The organism is Chondrinema litorale, from assembly GCF_026250525.1.
Taxonomy (GTDB): domain Bacteria; phylum Bacteroidota; class Bacteroidia; order Cytophagales; family Flammeovirgaceae; genus Chondrinema; species Chondrinema litorale.
The window spans coordinates 4533938-4552547 of the sequence record NZ_CP111043.1; the positions used below are offsets into that span (position 1 = coordinate 4533938).

Here is an 18610-nt window from a genome sequence, read left to right on the forward strand (position 1 = left end):
TTTTTATGTGTGGTATTGTTGCTTACATTGGTGAAAAACAAGCTTACGATGTCTTGATTAAAGGCTTAAAGAGGCTGGAATACAGAGGATATGATAGTGCAGGAGTAGCGCTGCTTAACAACGACCTCGAGGTATTTAAAAAACAAGGTAAAGTTGCAGACCTGGAAAAAACATTCAACAACAAATTTCCAGAAGGCAAAATTGGAATTGGACACACCCGCTGGGCTACTCATGGTGAACCAAATGATGTTAATGCCCACCCTCATTATTCATCAGATCATAATCTGGCAATTATCCATAACGGGATTATAGAAAATTACGCATCGATAAAAAAAGAGCTTCAGTCTAAAGGTCACCAATTTTCAAGTGAAACTGATTCTGAGGTTTTTATTCATTTTATTGAAGATATCCAGAAAAATAATAATTGTACATTAGACGAAGCAGTTCGAATTGCATTAACAAAAGTAGTAGGAGCATACGCTATTGTAATTATCTCGAAAGATAATCCAGATCAGCTTATTGCTGCTAGAAAGGGGAGCCCGCTTGTAGTTGGAATAGGAGAGGCAAACGGAGAATTTTTCTTAGCATCAGATGCAACACCTATTGTAGAATATACCAAGAATGTTGTGTATCTAAATGATGAAGAAATTGCTATTATTAATAGAGGAGTTGGTATTAACATTAAAAACATAGATTCTGTAGAACAGTCTCCATATGTACATACTTTGGAAATGGAGCTTGAAGCAATCGAGAAAGGTGGTTTCGATTATTTCATGCTGAAAGAAATTTTTGAGCAACCAAGATCAGTTTCAGATTGTATGCGTGGTAGACTCATTTCAGAGAAAGATCATGCTTTACTTGGAGGTATAAGAAGACACTTAAAAGACTTAGTTGAAGCACAAAGAATTATAATTGTAGCTTGTGGAACATCTTGGCATGCAGGGCTAGTAGCAGAATATGTTATTGAAGAAATTACTAGAACACCAGTAGAAGTAGAGTATGCATCTGAGTTTAGATACAGAAATCCGATTGTAAATAAAGGAGATGTATTACTTGCCATCTCTCAATCTGGTGAAACAGCAGATACATTGGCTGCTATAGAGTTAGCAAAAAGTAAAGGAGCGATTATTTTAGGAGTTTGTAATGTAGTAGGTTCTTCAATAGCAAGAGCTTCGCATGAAGGTGCGTACACACATGCTGGTCCTGAAATTGGTGTTGCAAGTACAAAAGCATTTACAGCTCAGCTAACGGTATTGTATATAATGGCTTTAATGTTAGCAAAAGCAAAAAACACCATTACAGATAATCAGTTTAAAGATCTATCAAGACAATTAGAAAGCATACCAGAAAAAATTAATACAGTACTTTCTCTTAATGAAGAAATTGAAAAGATTTCTGAGCTGTACAAAGATGCGAGCAATTTCCTTTATTTAGGAAGAGGATATAATTTCCCAGTAGCATTAGAAGGTGCACTTAAACTTAAAGAGATTTCTTATATTCACGCAGAGGGTTATCCGGCAGCAGAAATGAAACACGGGCCAATCGCGCTTATAGATGAAGAGATGCCAGTTGTTGTAATTGCTACCAGAGATAGTTCTTACGATAAAATTGTTTCTAACATACAAGAAGTAAAAGCTAGAAAAGGTAAAGTAATAGCAATCGTAACAAAAGGAGATGCTTTAATTCCTAAAATGGTAGATCATGTTATTGAAGTACCTGCAACTCACGAAGCTATTATGCCATTGGTTTCTGTTATTCCATTGCAATTACTTTCTTATCACATTGCTGTAATGAGAGGTTGTAATGTAGATCAGCCAAGAAACCTAGCGAAATCTGTAACTGTAGAATAAATTAACTTGAAGAATAAATTTTAACATGAAAAAAATCATCAATACACCCAAAGCTGGGCAACCAATAGGACCTTATAACCAAGCTGTTGAGGTTGGTAACACTTTATACATTTCAGGACAAATTGCTATCGATGCTTCTAATGGAGGTGCTTTAGTACAAACGAGTCTTGAGGATGAAACCAATCAAGTACTTAAAAACCTAGGTTTTATCCTAGAAGAAGCTGGCTATACTTTTGGAGACGTTGTAAAATCTAGTATTTTCTTAAGCGACATGAACTCGTTTACTACTGTAAATGAGATTTATGGTTCTGTTTTCGAAAAAGACTATCCTGCTAGAGAAACAGTAGAAGTGAGTAAATTACCAAAAGGGGTAAATGTTGAGATTTCTATGATTGCAGTTAAGTAAGCTAAATCTTATAAAAGTAAAAAGCCCGCATAATCGGGCTTTTTTTATTATTGCATTTAAAGTAATTCTTATTTTACTTTCTCAACGATAGCTTTGAATGCTTCAGGGTGATTCATTGCTAAATCTGCTAATACTTTACGGTTTAAAGTAATTTCAGACTTGTTGATTTTGCCAATAAATTGAGAATAAGACATTCCGTGCATTCTGCAAGCAGCGTTGATACGCTGAATCCACAAACTTCTGAATTTTCTCTTCTTTTGCTTACGGTCTCTATAAGCATATTGTAAACCTTTTTCTACTGCGTTCTTAGCAACTGTCCAGACGTTTGATCTTCTTCCCCAATAACCTTTGGCTATCTTTAAGATTTTTTTTCTTCTGGCTCTAGAAGCAACGTGATTGACTGATCTAGGCATCTTAAATTATATTTAAAAATTTGTTGAAATGATTTAATTAGATTTTTAGCATGTCTTTAACTCTAGAAGCATCAGACTCGTGTACTAATCCGATGTGAGTTAAGTTTCTTTTTCTTTTAGTGCCTTTTTTAGTTAAAATGTGGCTCTTAAAAGCATGCTTTCTTTTGATCTTTCCAGAGGCGGTTAATTTAAAACGCTTTTTTGCCCCTGACTTTGTCTTTACCTTTGGCATTTTGGATCTCTTTTAAAAATATTTAAACCCTAAAAATTTTAGGAGTGCAAATTTATAATTATTTATCGTCTATTCATAATGAAGAGCAAAAAAAAGCAGTATGTTTTTACCATACTGCAATAATTTTTTTATTTTCATTTACTTGTTAGGAGTAAGCATAAGTATCATTCTTCTCCCTTCTTGTTTTGGAGGACTCTCTACTTTTGCTACTTCTTCTAGAGCTTTGGCAAAGTTATCTAGTAATTCTTTACCTCTGTCCTTGTATATGATAGATCGGCCATAAAACTGCACATAAGCTTTCACTTTATTGCCTTCTTTTAAAAAGTTAAGAGCATGCTTAGTTTTAAATTCCAAATCGTGTTGATCTGTATTTGGACCAAATCTAATCTCTTTTACTACAGTTTTATGAGCTTTTGCCTTTAGCTCTTTTTGTTTTTTCTTTTGTTCGTACTTGAACTTAGAATAGTCAATAATTTTACATACCGGAGGACTTGCCTTAGGTGAAATTTCAACTAAGTCTAAACCTTCTTCAAGAGCAATTTTTAATGCTTCACTTGTATTATAAATTCCGGTTTCAACATTTTCTCCTACCAACCTTATCTCTCTAGCTCTAATCTGTTTGTTGGTACGAAAAAAAACGTCATTAGATGTAGTTCTCTTTTGTCTTTTAATAACTTGAAAAATTTTAGTGACTAATAATTTAACTGCAAATATATAATAAATATAGCTTTTTAAATTCAATAAATGAACCCAGAGAAAGCTTTAATGTGCTTTTTTTTATTACTGAAAAAAAAATAAAACGATTAAAAGATTAAATTAGATTTTTCAAGTGCATTCTGAGTCTTTTAAAAGCTATATTGATATAACCAAAGTTATTACTTATTGGTTTTTATATTGATCGTAAATCTTGATAGCTTCTGGCATCTGAGCTGTTAAATCTCTAATTCTTCTATCATTAGAAGGGTGAGTAGATAAAAACTCAGGAGGAGCAGAGCCTCCAGAAGCCGCTTTCATTCTTTCCCAGAACTCTGGCGCTTCGCGTGGGTCGTACCCAGCCATCGACGAAAATATTAAACCAATTCGATCTGCTTCAGATTCGTGTTGTCTAGAAAAACTCAACATACCTACTTGAGTACCGATACCAACCGATTGAAGAAGTAAGTTGTTTGTAAGAGATGGATTTTCGCCAAGTGCTACTTGTAATGAAGATAAGCCTAACTGAGCTAATAAACTCTGGCTCATTCTTTCACCACCGTGATTTGCAATTGCGTGAGCAACTTCGTGTCCCATAACAATTGCCACACCAGCTTCTCCATCGCATATTGGTAATATACCAGTGTAAAAAGCAACTTTACCACCAGGCATACACCATGCATTTACTGTGTTATCATCTTCTATCAGGTTGAACTCCCAATTAAATCCAGACAATTGAGAAGAGGCATTATTGTCTGCCATGTATCTTTCAACTGCCAGTTGAATCCTCTGACCAACTTTCTTAATCATGGCAACTTCTGCCTGATTGTTTGATACTTTACTTTCCTGTAGAACTTGGTCGTAGTTCTGAAAGCTCATCGGAAGTAGTTCAGAGTTAGGAATTAGCGCAAGCTGCGAGCGACCAGTAACTGGTACTGTCTGGCAGCTAAATACAAAAAATATTAGTATTAGTATTGAAAAAATGTGCTTGATCATGAATAAAAATTTACTTACTGCAAACTTAATTTAAACATTCAATATCTCATTATTGTTTTTGCTCAAATACATGAAAATTAGCGGATTTAGACTATTTCTATCTATTCTATCAGCATTATTCCTGTATTTCTAAAAGATAATATTAAGATTAAATCTTACGGATATTTAAATAAAATGAATGAATAAACCAGAGAAATTATAATTTAGGACTTTAATTCAATAATGATAAATAGACTTATGTACGCTGAAAAAATATCTAAAATAGCTATCATAGCCCATGACGGAAAAAAGGCTGAAATGGTTGCCTTTTTAAAAGATCACCTAGACGAATTGACAGGCATACAAATTATTGCTACAGGTACTACTGGTACTCATGTAGCGCAAGCAGGTTTACAAGTAGATGCGAAGCTTTCTGGACCAATGGGTGGTGACGCTCAAATTGCTGCTGAGGTAGCTCAAAAAGATGTACATGCTGTAATATTTTTTAGAGACCCACTAGGAAAACACCCTCACGAACCAGATGTGCAGATGTTGTTGAGACTGTGTGACTTATATAATGTGCCTTTGGCTACAAACCCAGCAACAGCACACTTACTTTTAAAAGGGATGTTTACAGAAACTCACCCGAAAGGATAATTGATTATTTTCTGAAATATCGGGTTTGGGTCATCAACCACGAGAGTGAAAATAATGCGATTACAGAACTTATAAATAAAACTTGTTCGAAATTGGGTTGTTGGTGGACAGTATAGGTTAAAAATAGGCAGCTTAAAACCAATCTTATACTTTCCAAAAACAGCCCTCTTTTTTTCCTCTCGAATAAGAATCCGAAATTCATTACAGCTAGAATAATTAATAATGCTCCTGCAATTTTATAATCTAATGAGAATAAAGATTCATTAAAAAGGAAAAAGGCAGTTCCTGCAACTGTAATTGCATATTGGAAAAAGATGTAAAAGTTTAAAGATTTAGGAGCTATCGTTCTAAATTTTCTGTAGTTTTCTTTTCTAACTAAGGGTATTTTAAGCTGTCCGCCAGCATAGGCAGGTCGCCAACCTGGAGGTTTATAAAAAATTCTAAATTTATCTTGCCAGTTGCTAAGCAACTTAGATTCTTTATACATATAATACCAGTGACTCACATTTGCCCAAACCGGATTCCACGAAGTTAATGGTGTAGTAATTCCGTAAACAGGTTTTGTTTTTTCTTCCTCAAAAGTACCAAACACTCTATCCCATATTATAAAAACACCTGCATGGTTTTTATCAATGTATTCTGGGTTTCTACCATGATGCACTCTATGATGAGAAGGTGTATTGAGAATAAATTCCAACGGGCCAAGCTTTTTAATTACTTCTGTATGTATCCAGAATTGGTAAAGTAGGTTTAAGCCATTTGCCCACACAAAAGACAAAGTATCGAAGCCAAACAAAGCAAGCGGAAGATAGAATATAAATGTAAAGAACTTATGAAACCAGCTTTGTCTTAATGCAACTGATAAATTATACTCTTCACTTTGATGATGTACTACATGCCCGGCCCATAAAAAATTAACTTCATGGCTCCATCTGTGAACCCAGTAATAAATAAAATCTACTGCAATAAATAGTACAATGAAGCTTAACAGGCTGTTTTCGAAACTAAAAAAAGCATGGTATTCATATAAATACTGATAAAAACCCAGTGTGATTACTTTCGCAAAAATTCCAATTATTTGATCTCCAATACCACACGAAATGTTGGTTACCGAGTCAGACATTCTATAATAGTCTGGTCTTTTAACAAGTGTGTAAATTAATTCAAGACCAATGAGTAGAAAATAGATTGGAATAGAAAGAACTACCGGACTTAAATCCATTTATTTAAAAAATTAGTGAAAAAAAACTGCCCCTAAAGGCAGTATGGCTATCTAATTAAAGATAATAATTTTCACTCTCTTTTTCAATGCTTAAAGCAATGATGTAATAGCTTCGTCTCTAGGATTAATACCTGAACCAAAGAATTTCACTAACTCACCTTTTTCATTCACTAAGTACTTGCAGAAGTTCCAACTTGGTTCCTGTTCGTTCCAACCGTTTTCTTTCGGGTTAGAAAGCCATTCGTATAAAGCACTTTGGTTGTCACCAATCACATCTATTTTTTCAAACATTTGGAAGGTAACCCCAAAATTTTTTTTGCAAAAGGTGGCTATATCTTCATTACTGCCGGGCTCCTGACCTAAAAAGTTATTAGCAGGAAAACCTAAGATTGTTATCTTGTCTCCATAGTTTTCATGAAGCCACTGTAAATCTTCGTACTGAGGAGTATACCCACATTTAGATGCCGTATTTACTAATAATACCTTTTTATTTTTGAAAGCTGAAAAGTCGATTTGCTTACCATCTATAGCTGTCATGGTAAAGTCATAAAAAGATTTGTCGGGCATAGCTTCAAGAGTATCAGGTTTACTTATTTGTTTATTCGAGTCAAAGCAAGATGTGAGAATGAGCGCAATAAATATGAGTTTTTTCATAGTTTCAATTTTATTTCTGAGTGTAAAGTAAGTCATTTTAATTATGACTTAGCTTAAAGTTTGGCCAATCGGCTAACTACTGCAACTTGTCCTGAGTGGTAAATGTCATGTTCTGCAACACCATTTATCAAATAGTGATAGCTGTATTCTCTATTGTGAACTTTTTGTTCTAGAAAATCATCATTCTTTTCTTGTAAAAGATTAAACAAGGTAACATGTGTTTCTAAGAGCTCTTTTTTTAATGTTATCCAATCTTCGTTTGAGGTGATGATAACCTCAGGCCAATCTTCGGCAGAATTTAACTCAATATAAAATTGGTTTTTGCCTTCAATTTTATCAATCGCAAATTTCCTCCAATTAATCATATGTTTTACAAGTTTGGCAACGGAATAGTTTAAACCAACAGGAGTAATGTTGGCTAATTTGTAATCTATACTTTCTAGTTTATGAATTAATGGTTCATTATACCAAGGAGTTCCCTGTAAAACAGAATTTAACTTGTGAATCAATTTTGTTATTTCAGTTTTCATTATCTTTCGACTTAAAAAAATATCAGTATTATTTAATCCTTTTTCTGATGATAATCAGTTTCGCTTTAATTATCAGAAATAATATATAAAATTGTAGAATAATCTTTGGGTAATGCTAGCTGAACTAACAAAAACCGACATCCTGCTATATATTTCAATCCCTATAACCAGCGGATTGGTTGGCTGGTTTACCAATTATCTCGCCCTCAAGATGACTTTCTACCCAATAGAATTTATAGGAATCAGGCCGATTGGCTGGCAAGGAATTATTCCATCTAAGACAAAGAAAATGGCTGAAAAGTCTGTGGATTTGTTGACTGTAAAATTACTACGGATGGAAGAACAGTTTGCCAAGATTGATCCGCATAAGGTGGCTGAAGAAATGAGAGCTAGTTTAATGGAAATTTCTGTAAAGTTGACAGATGAAGTAATGGATGCTCAAATTCCAGACCTTTGGCATCGAACACCAAAAGCCATTAAACAAGGAGTGTATGAAGCTGCCGAAGAAATTCTGCCGGAAGTGGTGGAAGAAATGATGATAGATATAAAAACACATATTAACGAGCTCATCGATCTAAAGCGTCTTTCAGTAGGTATTTTAATGAAAGACAAGACTTTGGTAAATGAGATTTTTCTAAAATGTGGTAAAGAAGAATTTAAATTTATAGAGAGGTCTGGCTTTTATTTTGGCTTTTTATTCGGTTTTAGCCAGATGGTAATTTTTTACTTTTTTAAACCTTGGTGGATATTACCACTTTTCGGTTTAATTGTAGGCTACATTACTAACTGGCTGGCTATAAAACTCATCTTCGAACCACGTAGACCTAAAAAATATGGGCCACTGGTTTTACAGGGGTTATTTCAAAAAAGACAGCAAGAAGTTGCTAAAGAATATTCAGAAATAATCTCATCAAGAATTTTAACAACCGAAGGACTTTTTGAATATATGTTGAGAGGACCCGGTTCTGTAAAATTGGCAGAGCTATTAAAAATACATATCGAAAAAGTAGTTGATCATACTGCAGGAGTATCGGGTACAATTATGAAAATGATCTCGGGTGAAGAAAGAATGAAAGTGATAAAAAACATAGTTTTTTTCAGGTTTATGCAAGAACTTCCTATTTCGATAAGACAAGTTTTTGGCTATGCTGAAGAATCGTTAGACTTAAAAAATAACTTGAGAACAAAAATGTCGGCACTTTCACCAGAAGAGTTCGAAGGTTTTTTGAGACCAGCTTTTCAAGAAGATGAAATTACATTGATACTTGTTGGAGCAGTACTCGGCTGTATGGCTGGCTTTGCGCAATATTTTATTTTATTCGGATAGTGTTAATTAGATTTTATGAACGACTCACCTAGTTTTTTCGAAAGGTTGAATAACTGGATCAGAAACTCTGTAATGGTAAAGCTGATCTCCATGGCAATTTTAATCTTACTTTTGCTTATTCCTGCCAACATGGTTGAAAGCCTGATTCGAGAAAGAGAGTATCGTAGGTTAGACGTGATCAACGAAATTAGTGGAACTTGGGGAAATGACCAGACGCTGACCAGTGCAGTACTTACTGTACCTTATGAAATTTACTTTACAAATGATAAAAAGGAAGTTGTAACTCAAACTCAATATGCACACTTTCTCCCTGAGAATCTGCAAATAGATGGCGAAATATCTCCAGAAAAAAGATATAGAAGTTTATATGAAGTAGTAGTGTATGTGGCTTCACTTTCTGTAAAAGGAAATTTTAAAAATATAGATTTCTCTGAGTGGAATATTAGGTCAGAAGATATTCTTTGGAATAAAGCATTCCTTTCTATTGGTATTACAGATATGCGTGGTATTCAGGAAAAAATACTTTTGCAATGGAATGATACAACACTTTCTTTAAATCCGGGAATAGAATCTAACGATGTAATTGAATCTGGTGTGAGTGTAAAAGTTCCTGTAAATGCAGAATCAGCTAATTTAAACTTCTCTTACAGTTTAACATTAAATGGCAGCAAAACGCTTAACTTTATTCCATTAGGTGAAGAAACAAATGTGTCTATCATTTCTAGTTGGTCTGATCCGAGTTTTATGGGAGCCTTTATCCCTGATGAGAAAACAATCAATAACTCTGGATTTACAGCAGATTGGAAAGTGCTCCATCTGAACAGAAATTATCCGCAAAAGTGGCGAGGTGAATCTTTCCATGTTAATACATCTTCTTTTGGCGTAAATCTGCTTGTGCCGGTAGATCATTATCAAAAAAGTACACGCTCTGCTAAATATGCAGTGATGTTTATCGCACTTACTTTTTTAATTTTCTTCTTTGTAGAAATCTTAAATCAAAAGCGTATCCATCCGATACAATACATTTTGGTTGGTTTAGCACTATGTATTTTCTATACGGTTCTAGTAGCGCTTTCAGAACATATATCATTTAATCTAGCTTATATAGCTTCTGCCATTGCCGTAATTGTGCTAATCAGTTTATATGCTTCTTCATTTTTTAAATCTACCAAGCTTACGCTACTTTGTGCTTTGGTTTTAGTTATCTTGTACGGCTTCTTGTTCACACTACTACAATTGCAAGATTATGCCTTGTTGCTAGGTAGTTTCGGGTTGTTTGTAACACTGGCGATTGTCATGTACCTTTCACGAAATATCAACTGGTATGATTTCATCAATAAATCAGATAAAGAATGAAAGCAATAATTAGCAATGGATTTGGTGGACCAGAAGTATTGAGTTTGGGAGAAGCCGCTAATCCAGAAGTTAACGAAGAAGAAATTTTAATTAAAGTAGCAGCAACAGCATTAAACAGAGCCGATACTTTACAAAGAGAAGGCAAATATCCTCCCCCCAAAGGAGAAAGTCAGATAATAGGTTTAGAAGCTGCTGGTGTAGTTGAGCAAACTGGCAAAGCAGTTACTAAATGGAAAAAAGGAGATAAGGTTTGCTGTTTATTGGCAGGAGGTGCTTATGCAGAATATGTAAAAGTACACCAACATTTGGCAATGCCAGTTCCACAAACTTTAAGTCTTGAAGAAAGTGCAGCAATTCCTGAAGTATTTCTTACAGCTTATCAGGCTTTAATTAGCCTTTGTGAGATGCAAGAAGGGGAAAAGGTTTTAATACATGCAGGAGGAAGCGGTGTTGGTACAGCAGCAATTCAACTAGCCAAACTTAGAAATGCAGAAATATTTGTAACAGCTTCTAAAACAAAACATCAGACTTGTTTTGATTTAGGTGCGAACCACGCGATCGACTATAAATCACAAGATTTTGCAGAAGAGATAAAAGAACTGACCAAAGGTAAAGGGGTAGATGTGGTGATTGATTTTATGGGAGCATCTTATTTTAAAAAGAATCTGGATGTGATGGGAATGGATGGAAGAATGGTAATGCTCGCTTGGATGGGAGGTTTTAAGCTCGATTCTTTGAATTTAGTTCCAGTATTGAGTAAGCGATTAAAAATTATGGGTTCTACCCTAAGAGCTAGAAGTGTAGATTATAAAAAGACTTTGATAGAAGGTTTTACCAATGATTTTGTTCCATATTTTGATAAAGGAGAACTAAAGCCTGTAATTGATACAGTAATGAGTTGGTCGGCTATTCAAGAAGCACATACTCGCATGGATGCCAACTTAAATACTGGTAAAATAATCCTGAAGGTTGATTAAACTTTCAGGATTGTTAAATTTCTCATCAAACATTTTCTTTTACTTCAGTATTTTTTGATTTTGGAAATAATCTTCCAACCATCAGTCCGACAAATGCGAATAGTAATCCAATTAGTATGCTAGGAGTTTCTACAGGATAATGTTCAAAAATTAGCCAGCCTGTCATCCCAGAAAACATAGAAAGTATCGCTGCTTTTTCTGAGAAAGAAGGGAAGTACAAACCCGCAATCATTGGAATAAATAAAGAAACCAAACTGAATGCAGAAGACATCGACACCAAATCGAAAATGTTGCCTTGCATATTGGCGAGGATGAGCGAAAACACCGTCACCAAAACCACAGACAGACGCATCATTTGAAGCAACTTTTTGTCATCAGTGTTTTTCATATAGGGTTTAATGATGTTTTCTGCTAGTATAGATGCTGGTGCTAAAATTGCTCCGCTCGAAGTACTCATAATGGCAGATAGTAAAGCGCCAAAAAACATGATTTGTAAGAATAAATTTCCATGCATCAACACCACATTCGGGATCACTAATTGCGCATCGCCTTCCATTAATTCCGGATAAAGTTGTTTGGAGCACAGCCCGATAAAAAGCGGAATAAAGCCAATAGTTAAATACATGGCTGCACTGATGTAAGAAGCTTTTACAGAAATATCGGCAGATTTGGCTGCCATTACTCTTTGGAAAACATCTTGTTGCGGAATAGAACCTAAGCCAATGGTAATCCAAGCGGCTATGTATGTGGTAATTCCTGTATAAGAGAATTCAGGGGTGAAATTGAAAAATCCTTCAGGAGCTTTATCAATTACTGTTGCAACTCCACCAGCATGGTCACTCAAGCTAAAAGCCAGAAATAATAAACCTGCAACGATTATAATGGTTTGCATAAAATCTGTAATGGAAATTGCCCACATACCGCCTATGTAAGTGTATATCAATACAGCAACAGTTCCACCGATCATTCCCATTGCTAGCGGAATGCCTAATACCACATTCAAGATTAAACCGATAGCAACAAATTGTGCGGCAATCCAGCCGAAGTAAGAAGGAACAAGAAACAAACTGGCTATGAGTTCTGCCTTTTTGCCAAACTTTACTCTGTAGAAATCACCAAAGGTGAGAATCTTCATCTTATAAAGCGGTCGGGCAAAAAATACGCCTACAAGCAACAAGCAAAGTGCTGCTCCAAAAGGGTCTTCTACTACGCCAATTAAACCATGTTGTACAAATTCTGAGGAGGAGCCTAAAATTGTTTCGGAACCGAACCAAGTGGCAAACATGGCTGATGCAGCCAAAGGCAAAGGCAAGCTTCTACCTGCTAAAACAAAGTCTTCTGAGTTTTTTACCAGACGCGACGCCCAAAAACCAATAAGTATGGTAATTATTAAATAACAAACAATAGATACTGCAAGCACTTCTTACTTATAATTTGAAGTATGTTTAATAGAGTTAGCTAATAGCGCTTATTGGTTTTGTAGATACAAATTAAAAATGAATTGTTTATGCTAACAACATTTGCTTATTGCTTTTTTGTTTTGAAGAGGATCAACTATTAAATTCTGCCATAATTCCTAGATTTGGTTTTAACTAAATTCAATAACCGTGAGCAATACATCCATTCCACCAAAACACATAATAACCTACAATTCAAGCGAATTTTCTTCTACTCAGTTAAGAGATTTTTACAAAGCATTGATAAAACCCAGATTGATAGAAGAGAAAATGTTGATTCTTTTACGACAGGGAAAAATCACAAAATGGTTTTCTGGTATAGGGCAAGAGGCTATTGCTGTTGGTAGTACGCTAGCAATGCAAATGGATGAGTATATTTTGCCAATGCATCGCAATTTGGGTGTTTTTACTTCCAGAAATTTGCCTTTACAGCGGTTATTTGGTCAATTTCAAGGTAAAGCGATTGGCTTTACTAAAGGTCGAGACCGATCATTTCACTTTGGCTCAAAAGAGCATAAAATAGTTGGAATGATATCCCATCTAGGTCCTCAACTTTCGGTAGCAGATGGAATAGCACTGGCACATAAACTTTCAGAAGAAAAAAAAGCTGTGTTGGCTTATAGTGGAGATGGAGCGACATCAGAAGGAGAGTTTCATGAGGCTTTGAATGTTGCCGCAGTTTGGGAATTGCCAGTCATCTTTTTGGTTGAGAATAATGGTTATGGTTTATCTACGCCTAACAAAGAGCAATATCGCTGTGAGTTTATTGCAGATAAAGGCAAAGGTTATGGCATGGAAACCATGCAGGTAGATGGGAATAACATACTCGAAGTTTTTAAGACGATTACTGAGGCGAGGAAGTATGCTATTAAGGAGCAAAAACCGATTTTGGTGGAAGCATTAACTTTTAGAATGCGCGGCCATGAGGAAGCGTCTGGTACCAAGTATGTTCCCAAAGAACTCATGGATTATTGGGCAGAAAGAGACCCAGTAACTAATTACGAAAGCTATCTGCTGCAAAATGACATCATCTCTGAAGTAGAAATCAATCAACTTAAGAATGAGATTAAAGATGAAATCGAAAAGTCTTTACAAGTTGCCTATAACGAACCTCCTGTAAATTTTGATTATAAAACTGAGTTGGGTGATCTGTTTGCTGATTCGAATAATATTTCTACAAATCCCTCAACGAATACTACCCAAAACAAAAGATTAGTAGATGCTATTTCTGATGGTTTAAGGCAATCTATGGAGAAATATCCTAATCTGGTATTAATGGGTCAGGATATAGCGGAATATGGAGGAGTTTTTAAAATTACTGAAGGTTTTTCAGAAACTTTTGGTAGAGATCGAGTTCGCAATACTCCACTTTGCGAATCTGCCATTGTGGGTACAGGTTTAGGCTTATCTATCAATGGTTTTAAGGCAATGGTAGAAATGCAGTTTGCTGATTTTGTGACTTGTGGTTTCAATCAGATTGTAAACAATTTGGCTAAGCTCCATTACAGATGGGGGCAAAATGCCGATGTGGTAGTAAGAATGCCAACAGGAGCAGGAGTGAAGGCTGGCCCATTTCACTCTCAGTCTAACGAAAGCTGGTTTTTCCATACTCCCGGATTAAAGATTGTTTATCCATCAACACCTTATGCAGCGAAAGGCTTGCTAAACGCATCGATTGAAGACCCTAATCCGGTGATGTATTTTGAGCATAAAGCTTTGTATAGAAGTATTTCAGAAGACATTCCAGATGAATACTATACTTTGCCAATTGGTAAAGCCAGAATAGTTAAACCCGGCGAGGATGTTACTGTAATCACTTATGGAATGGGAGTACATTGGGCTTTGGAAATTAGCAATTCGCTTCCGGAGATAAGCATAGAAATTATCGATTTGCAAACTCTTTTACCTTGGGATAAAGAAACCGTGAAACAAAGTGTGCAGAAAACCAATAAGGTTTTGGTTTGTAATGAAGATACACTTACTGGCAGCATTGCCTCAGAAATAGCAGCTTGGATATCAGAAAATTGTTTTGAGCATTTAGATGCACCTGTAATGCGAGAAGGCAGTCTAGATATGCCAGTTCCATTTGCAGCTAACCTCGAAGATGCTTTTCTTCCAAAACAAAGAATAAAAGAAAAGCTAGAAAAACTTTATGAATATTAATTTTGCACCAAGCTTAAGAAATAAGAAAACAATAAACACTTGCGAGAAGAGGAAAAAATGGAAAAAGAAACAGTTATAAATTGGTTTCAGCAATTGCAGGATAATATCTGTACTGCTTTGGAAAATGCTGATGGGAAAGCAACATTTCAGGAAGACAAATGGGAAAGAGAAGGCGGCGGAGGTGGTCATTCAAGAGTAATTGACGGCGGTAATGTAATCGAAAAAGGCGGCGTAAACTTTTCTGCTGTTTACGGTAAAACTCCTGAAAAGATAAGCAAAAAACTAAATGTGCCAGAAGGTAACTTTTTAGCAACTGGCGTTTCGATAGTACTTCATCCTGAAAACCCTTTAGTGCCGATTATCCATATGAATGTGCGCTATTTTGAAATGGAGGGAAATAATGGTGAAAAGACAAATTGGTTTGGTGGAGGAATTGATCTTACTCCGCATTATGTCGTGGATGAAGATGCTAAATATTTTCATACTCAGTTAAAAAATGCTTGCGATAAGCACGATGCTGAATATTATCCGAAGTTTAAACACTGGGCAGATGAGTATTTCTACATCAAACATAGAAAAGAAACTCGTGGAATAGGCGGCATCTTTTTCGATAGACTCACTGCAGACGAAAACCATTCTATCGAAGATCGCTTTGCTTTTGTTCAAGATGTAGGTAATACTTTTGCCCCGATTTATACCTACTTTATGAATAAAAATAAAGTGTTGCCTTTTACCGATCAGCATAAAAACTGGCAAATGTTAAGGCGAGGTAGATATGTTGAATTTAATCTGGTTTGGGACAAAGGAACCAAGTTTGGTCTCGATACAGATGGAAGAACTGAATCAATCTTGATGAGTTTACCACCAGTTGCCAATTGGAAATACAACCACCAACCAGAAACTGGCAGTGAAGAAAGAGCGACACTTGAGAAGCTCAAAAAAGGAGTGGACTGGCTAAATGTTTAATAAAAAATTAGATAAAAATAAAAACCCGATTCTGGATTAACCAAAGTCGGGTTTTTTATAATTTCTTCTTTAAAGAAGCTTATTAAAATTCGTTTTTCCACATCATAGATTCAACCGGTTTTACTGTGCGGTTGTTGTATTTTGCGCTTCTCTTAATGTTGTAGTAATTCTGTATATCGCCATCTACTTTAAAGTAAATAAGCTGCCCAACTGGCATATTAAAATAAACTTTTACTGGCTGAGTAACAGAAATTTCTAACGTCCAAGTATTGCAAAATCCAACATCTCCTTTACCAGCAGTTGCGTGAATATCTATTCCTAACCTACCCACACTAGATTTACCTTCAAGAAAAGGAACATGAGCCATAGTTTCTGTGTATTCTTTGGTTACACCCAAATACAATTTATTTGGCTGTAATACAAAACCCTCATCAGGAATATCAAAGACATCAATTTCATTATGTTTCTTCGCATCGAGAACCTCGTCTTTGTAAACTGCAAGGTATTTTCCCAAATGTACATCGTAAGAGTTAGTTCCTAAACATTTTGGGTCGAATGGTTCAATAAGGATATTGTTTTTTTTAATCTCCTCGAGGATTTGTTTGTCAGATAAGATCATGCTATTGTTTTGTAACCTGTGCCTTTTATTTAAAGGTACTTGAATTTAATTAAATGGTTGAAATTCCTGAAAGATGATTTTCTTTTTTTAAAAGAATTTTCAATTAATTCATATTGAAATACACCGTCTTTCAGTAGATTGAAGTTTATTGTTTTAGAAAGTATTACAGTAAATCCATTTGTTCTTCTGTAATTTCCATATTATGGAATACTTTCTGAACATCATCATCATCTTCGAGAGAATCAATTGCCTTCATTACTTTCTGGAAAGCTTCATTATCTAGCGTTACTGAAGTAGTTGGTATACGCTGTAACTCAGCAGTCTCAGGTTCTATATTCATACTTTCGAGCTTGTTCTGTAAATTACCAAACTCTTCCATTGCGCAGTATACAGTTACTCTTTCTTCTTCAATTTCTAAATCGTCTGCACCGCCATCAATCATCTCTAATTCCAATTCTTCGATATCCATACCTTCTGGAATAGGAAAATTGAATACACCTTTTCTATCGAAAAGAAATTCTACAGAACCATTTTTTCCTAAGCTACCACCGTTTTTAGTGAAGATGGCACGCACGTTTGATACAGTACGGTTAATATTATCAGTAGAGCATTCTACAAATACTGCAACACCATTAGAAGCATAGCCTTCGTAGGTAAGTTCTTCGTAATTAGCAGCATCACTTCCTTGTCCTTTATTTACGGCTCTCTCAATGGTATCTTTAGGCATATTCTGCCCTTTGGCATTTTGGATAGCTAGCCTTAAACGAGGGTTGGTATCCACATCTGGACCACCTTCTTTAGAAGCAACAGTAATCTCTTTAATGAGTTTTGTAAATATCTTTCCTCTTTTTGCGTCCTGAGCTCCTTTTCTATGTTTAATATTTGCCCATTTACTATGTCCTGCCATATTTCTATTGTTTTTTGGCTTTGTATTTTAAATATGCGCTTTTAAGTAATCTGCGAAAATAACTGAATTTACGTTTTATGCCATAGATTTTTATCGCTTCCGCATATTATTTTGAAGCTTGTTAACGCCAACAACCTTTTTATAATGGTTTTGTTAAGAAGTTGCAATTACTTTAGCAAATAAATAATAATATCTACGAATTATTAAATGGAATGACAATCTGAGTTTAAAAAATCATTTTTGCTTGGGAAATTCTACTTTCGGTGATGGCGATGTTTGACCTGAATTTTTTGTAGAGTTTACTACTTTAAAAATCCAGATAAAAATTAAAACGATTATCGCTAGTATTAGTAAAGGTATGTATTTGTTTAATCTTTGCAGAAAATTAGGCTGCATTTTTCTGTGACCTGTACGACGATATTGCTGAAGAACCCTGTTAAAGTTCTTGTGCTTATTTATCTCCTGGTCTGTCGGGACCGGTTTATTTACATTGATTTTATATCTGTTTTCCTTCTCCATTACAATATTCATTATAAAATCGTTACAGGTATTGTTTGCAGCACCTCATTTAAAAATAACATAAAAAGCATGATAGAAAAAATATCATGCTGCTCTGGCGGCTCCATGCCTTTTGCAATTTTCTTTAGTTTTTCAATTATCCTGTACGTTTTAACTTTGGCATTGTTTTCAGTAATGTCAAGAATATAGGCTACTTCTTTAAATGCTTTTTCTTCAAAAAAGCGCAATTCCAGTATCTGCAACTCACTTTCGTCAAGCATATTAAGCAGTTGTACAAGCAAAGGTGTTTGCTCTTTTTGCTTAATATCTTGTCTGTCTTCGAGCTCCGAAAATATCTTATTTACATAAAAATCGTCGATGCTGATTACTCGCTGATTTTTTGAGTTTCTAAAATACTGGTTCACCTGATTGGTGGCGATTTTATATAACCAAGACGAAAATGGAAACCCCTTAAACTGGTATTTCGGTAGGTGTGTCATTGCTTTAAGAAACACCTGAGAGGCTAAATCAGAAGATATTGAAAGATTATCTATTCTTTTGTTGATATAGATAAATATTTCCTTGTAATACTTCTCATATAGCAAACCAAATGCTTCAGGGTTGTTTTTTGCCTGGTTTATGATAGCGAGTTCTTCTTGTAAATCTGTCTGCTGACTTCCCAATATCGTAAAGTTTTTCTCTGGAAAT

At 35.2% G+C, this 18610-nt stretch carries 19 protein-coding genes; 8 read left to right on the forward strand and 11 right to left on the reverse strand.

The annotated features are described in order from the left end of the window. Positions 1-5: 5 nt before the first annotated feature. Together glmS and OQ292_RS18740 are read left to right on the forward strand one after the other, a co-directional pair. On the forward strand, positions 6-1850 hold the full coding sequence (glmS, locus tag OQ292_RS18735) for a glutamine--fructose-6-phosphate transaminase (isomerizing) (protein ID WP_284683676.1): 1845 nt from the start codon (positions 6-8) through the stop codon (positions 1848-1850). 25 nt (positions 1851-1875) lie between these two features. Beyond that, a complete protein-coding gene (locus tag OQ292_RS18740) occupies positions 1876-2256 on the forward strand; it encodes a Rid family detoxifying hydrolase (RefSeq protein ID WP_284683677.1) in 381 nt (126 codons plus the stop codon). Between the two features lie 68 nt (positions 2257-2324). Here OQ292_RS18740 and rplT read toward each other — a convergent pair whose 3' ends face one another. From rplT to OQ292_RS18760, 4 genes are all read right to left on the reverse strand, one after another. Further along, entirely contained in the window at positions 2325-2669 is a 345-nt protein-coding gene (gene rplT / locus OQ292_RS18745) for a 50S ribosomal protein L20 (protein WP_284683678.1), read from the reverse strand. Between the two features lie 37 nt (positions 2670-2706). Continuing rightward, positions 2707-2901: a 50S ribosomal protein L35 gene (gene rpmI / locus OQ292_RS18750; RefSeq protein ID WP_284683679.1), complete on the reverse strand. Its 195-nt coding sequence runs from the start codon at positions 2899-2901 to the stop codon at positions 2707-2709. A gap of 138 nt (positions 2902-3039) precedes the next feature. After that, entirely contained in the window at positions 3040-3642 is a 603-nt protein-coding gene (infC, locus tag OQ292_RS18755) for a translation initiation factor IF-3 (protein WP_431733747.1), read from the reverse strand. Positions 3643-3780: 138 nt separating this feature from the next. Then, complete coding sequence (locus OQ292_RS18760; RefSeq protein WP_284683680.1) at positions 3781-4590, reverse strand: M48 family metallopeptidase; 810 nt, start codon at positions 4588-4590, stop codon at positions 3781-3783. A gap of 222 nt (positions 4591-4812) precedes the next feature. Here OQ292_RS18760 and OQ292_RS18765 point away from each other — a divergent pair, with 222 nt between their 5' ends. Next, the gene (locus tag OQ292_RS18765; protein ID WP_284683681.1) at positions 4813-5226 is read left to right on the forward strand and encodes a methylglyoxal synthase; all 414 of its coding nucleotides are present in this window, start codon (positions 4813-4815) and stop codon (positions 5224-5226) included. A gap of 4 nt (positions 5227-5230) precedes the next feature. On the opposite strand, the gene OQ292_RS18770 is transcribed toward OQ292_RS18765, so the two are convergent. The 3 genes from OQ292_RS18770 to OQ292_RS18780 all read right to left on the reverse strand — a co-directional run bounded on the left by OQ292_RS18770 (position 5231) and on the right by OQ292_RS18780 (position 7632). Further along, a complete protein-coding gene (locus OQ292_RS18770) occupies positions 5231-6448 on the reverse strand; it encodes a sterol desaturase family protein (protein ID WP_284683682.1) in 1218 nt (405 codons plus the stop codon). 90 nt (positions 6449-6538) lie between these two features. After that, a complete protein-coding gene (locus OQ292_RS18775; RefSeq protein ID WP_284683683.1) occupies positions 6539-7102 on the reverse strand; it encodes a glutathione peroxidase in 564 nt (187 codons plus the stop codon). 53 nt (positions 7103-7155) lie between these two features. Then, entirely contained in the window at positions 7156-7632 is a 477-nt protein-coding gene (locus OQ292_RS18780) for a DinB family protein (RefSeq protein ID WP_284683684.1), read from the reverse strand. 112 nt (positions 7633-7744) lie between these two features. On the opposite strand from OQ292_RS18780, the gene OQ292_RS18785 reads away from it, so the two are divergent. From OQ292_RS18785 to OQ292_RS18795, 3 genes are read left to right on the forward strand one after another with little or no spacing between them, the layout of a single operon-like run. Further along, positions 7745-8959, forward strand: coding sequence for a DUF445 family protein (locus tag OQ292_RS18785; protein ID WP_284683685.1), 1215 nt, complete (start codon positions 7745-7747; stop codon positions 8957-8959). A gap of 15 nt (positions 8960-8974) precedes the next feature. After that, the gene (gene creD / locus OQ292_RS18790; RefSeq protein ID WP_284683686.1) at positions 8975-10315 is read left to right on the forward strand and encodes a cell envelope integrity protein CreD; all 1341 of its coding nucleotides are present in this window, start codon (positions 8975-8977) and stop codon (positions 10313-10315) included. Next, on the forward strand, positions 10312-11292 hold the full coding sequence (locus OQ292_RS18795) for an NAD(P)H-quinone oxidoreductase (RefSeq protein ID WP_284683687.1): 981 nt from the start codon (positions 10312-10314) through the stop codon (positions 11290-11292). Before creD ends, OQ292_RS18795 begins: the two co-directional genes overlap by 4 nt. Before the next feature lie 25 nt (positions 11293-11317). Here OQ292_RS18795 and OQ292_RS18800 read toward each other — a convergent pair whose 3' ends face one another. Beyond that, on the reverse strand, positions 11318-12712 hold the full coding sequence (locus OQ292_RS18800) for a high affinity choline transporter 1 (protein WP_284683688.1): 1395 nt from the start codon (positions 12710-12712) through the stop codon (positions 11318-11320). Between the two features lie 187 nt (positions 12713-12899). Between OQ292_RS18800 and OQ292_RS18805 the strand changes: the two genes are divergently transcribed. Beyond that, complete coding sequence (locus OQ292_RS18805) at positions 12900-14912, forward strand: alpha-ketoacid dehydrogenase subunit alpha/beta (protein WP_431733748.1); 2013 nt, start codon at positions 12900-12902, stop codon at positions 14910-14912. Positions 14913-14969: 57 nt separating this feature from the next. Beyond that, complete coding sequence (gene hemF / locus OQ292_RS18810; protein WP_284683689.1) at positions 14970-15878, forward strand: oxygen-dependent coproporphyrinogen oxidase; 909 nt, start codon at positions 14970-14972, stop codon at positions 15876-15878. An 82-nt stretch (positions 15879-15960) separates the two neighbouring features. Here the strand turns inward: hemF and dcd are convergent, their stop codons facing one another. The 3 genes from dcd to OQ292_RS18825 form a co-directional block, all read right to left on the reverse strand. Next, positions 15961-16497 carry a dCTP deaminase gene (dcd, locus tag OQ292_RS18815; protein ID WP_284683690.1) on the reverse strand — a complete coding sequence of 179 codons (537 nt, stop codon included), beginning with the start codon at positions 16495-16497 and terminating at the stop codon, positions 15961-15963. A gap of 163 nt (positions 16498-16660) precedes the next feature. After that, positions 16661-17404 carry a YebC/PmpR family DNA-binding transcriptional regulator gene (locus OQ292_RS18820; protein WP_284683691.1) on the reverse strand — a complete coding sequence of 248 codons (744 nt, stop codon included), beginning with the start codon at positions 17402-17404 and terminating at the stop codon, positions 16661-16663. A gap of 530 nt (positions 17405-17934) precedes the next feature. Continuing rightward, a complete protein-coding gene (locus OQ292_RS18825) occupies positions 17935-18585 on the reverse strand; it encodes an RNA polymerase sigma factor (protein ID WP_284683692.1) in 651 nt (216 codons plus the stop codon). Positions 18586-18610 lie beyond the last annotated feature (25 nt).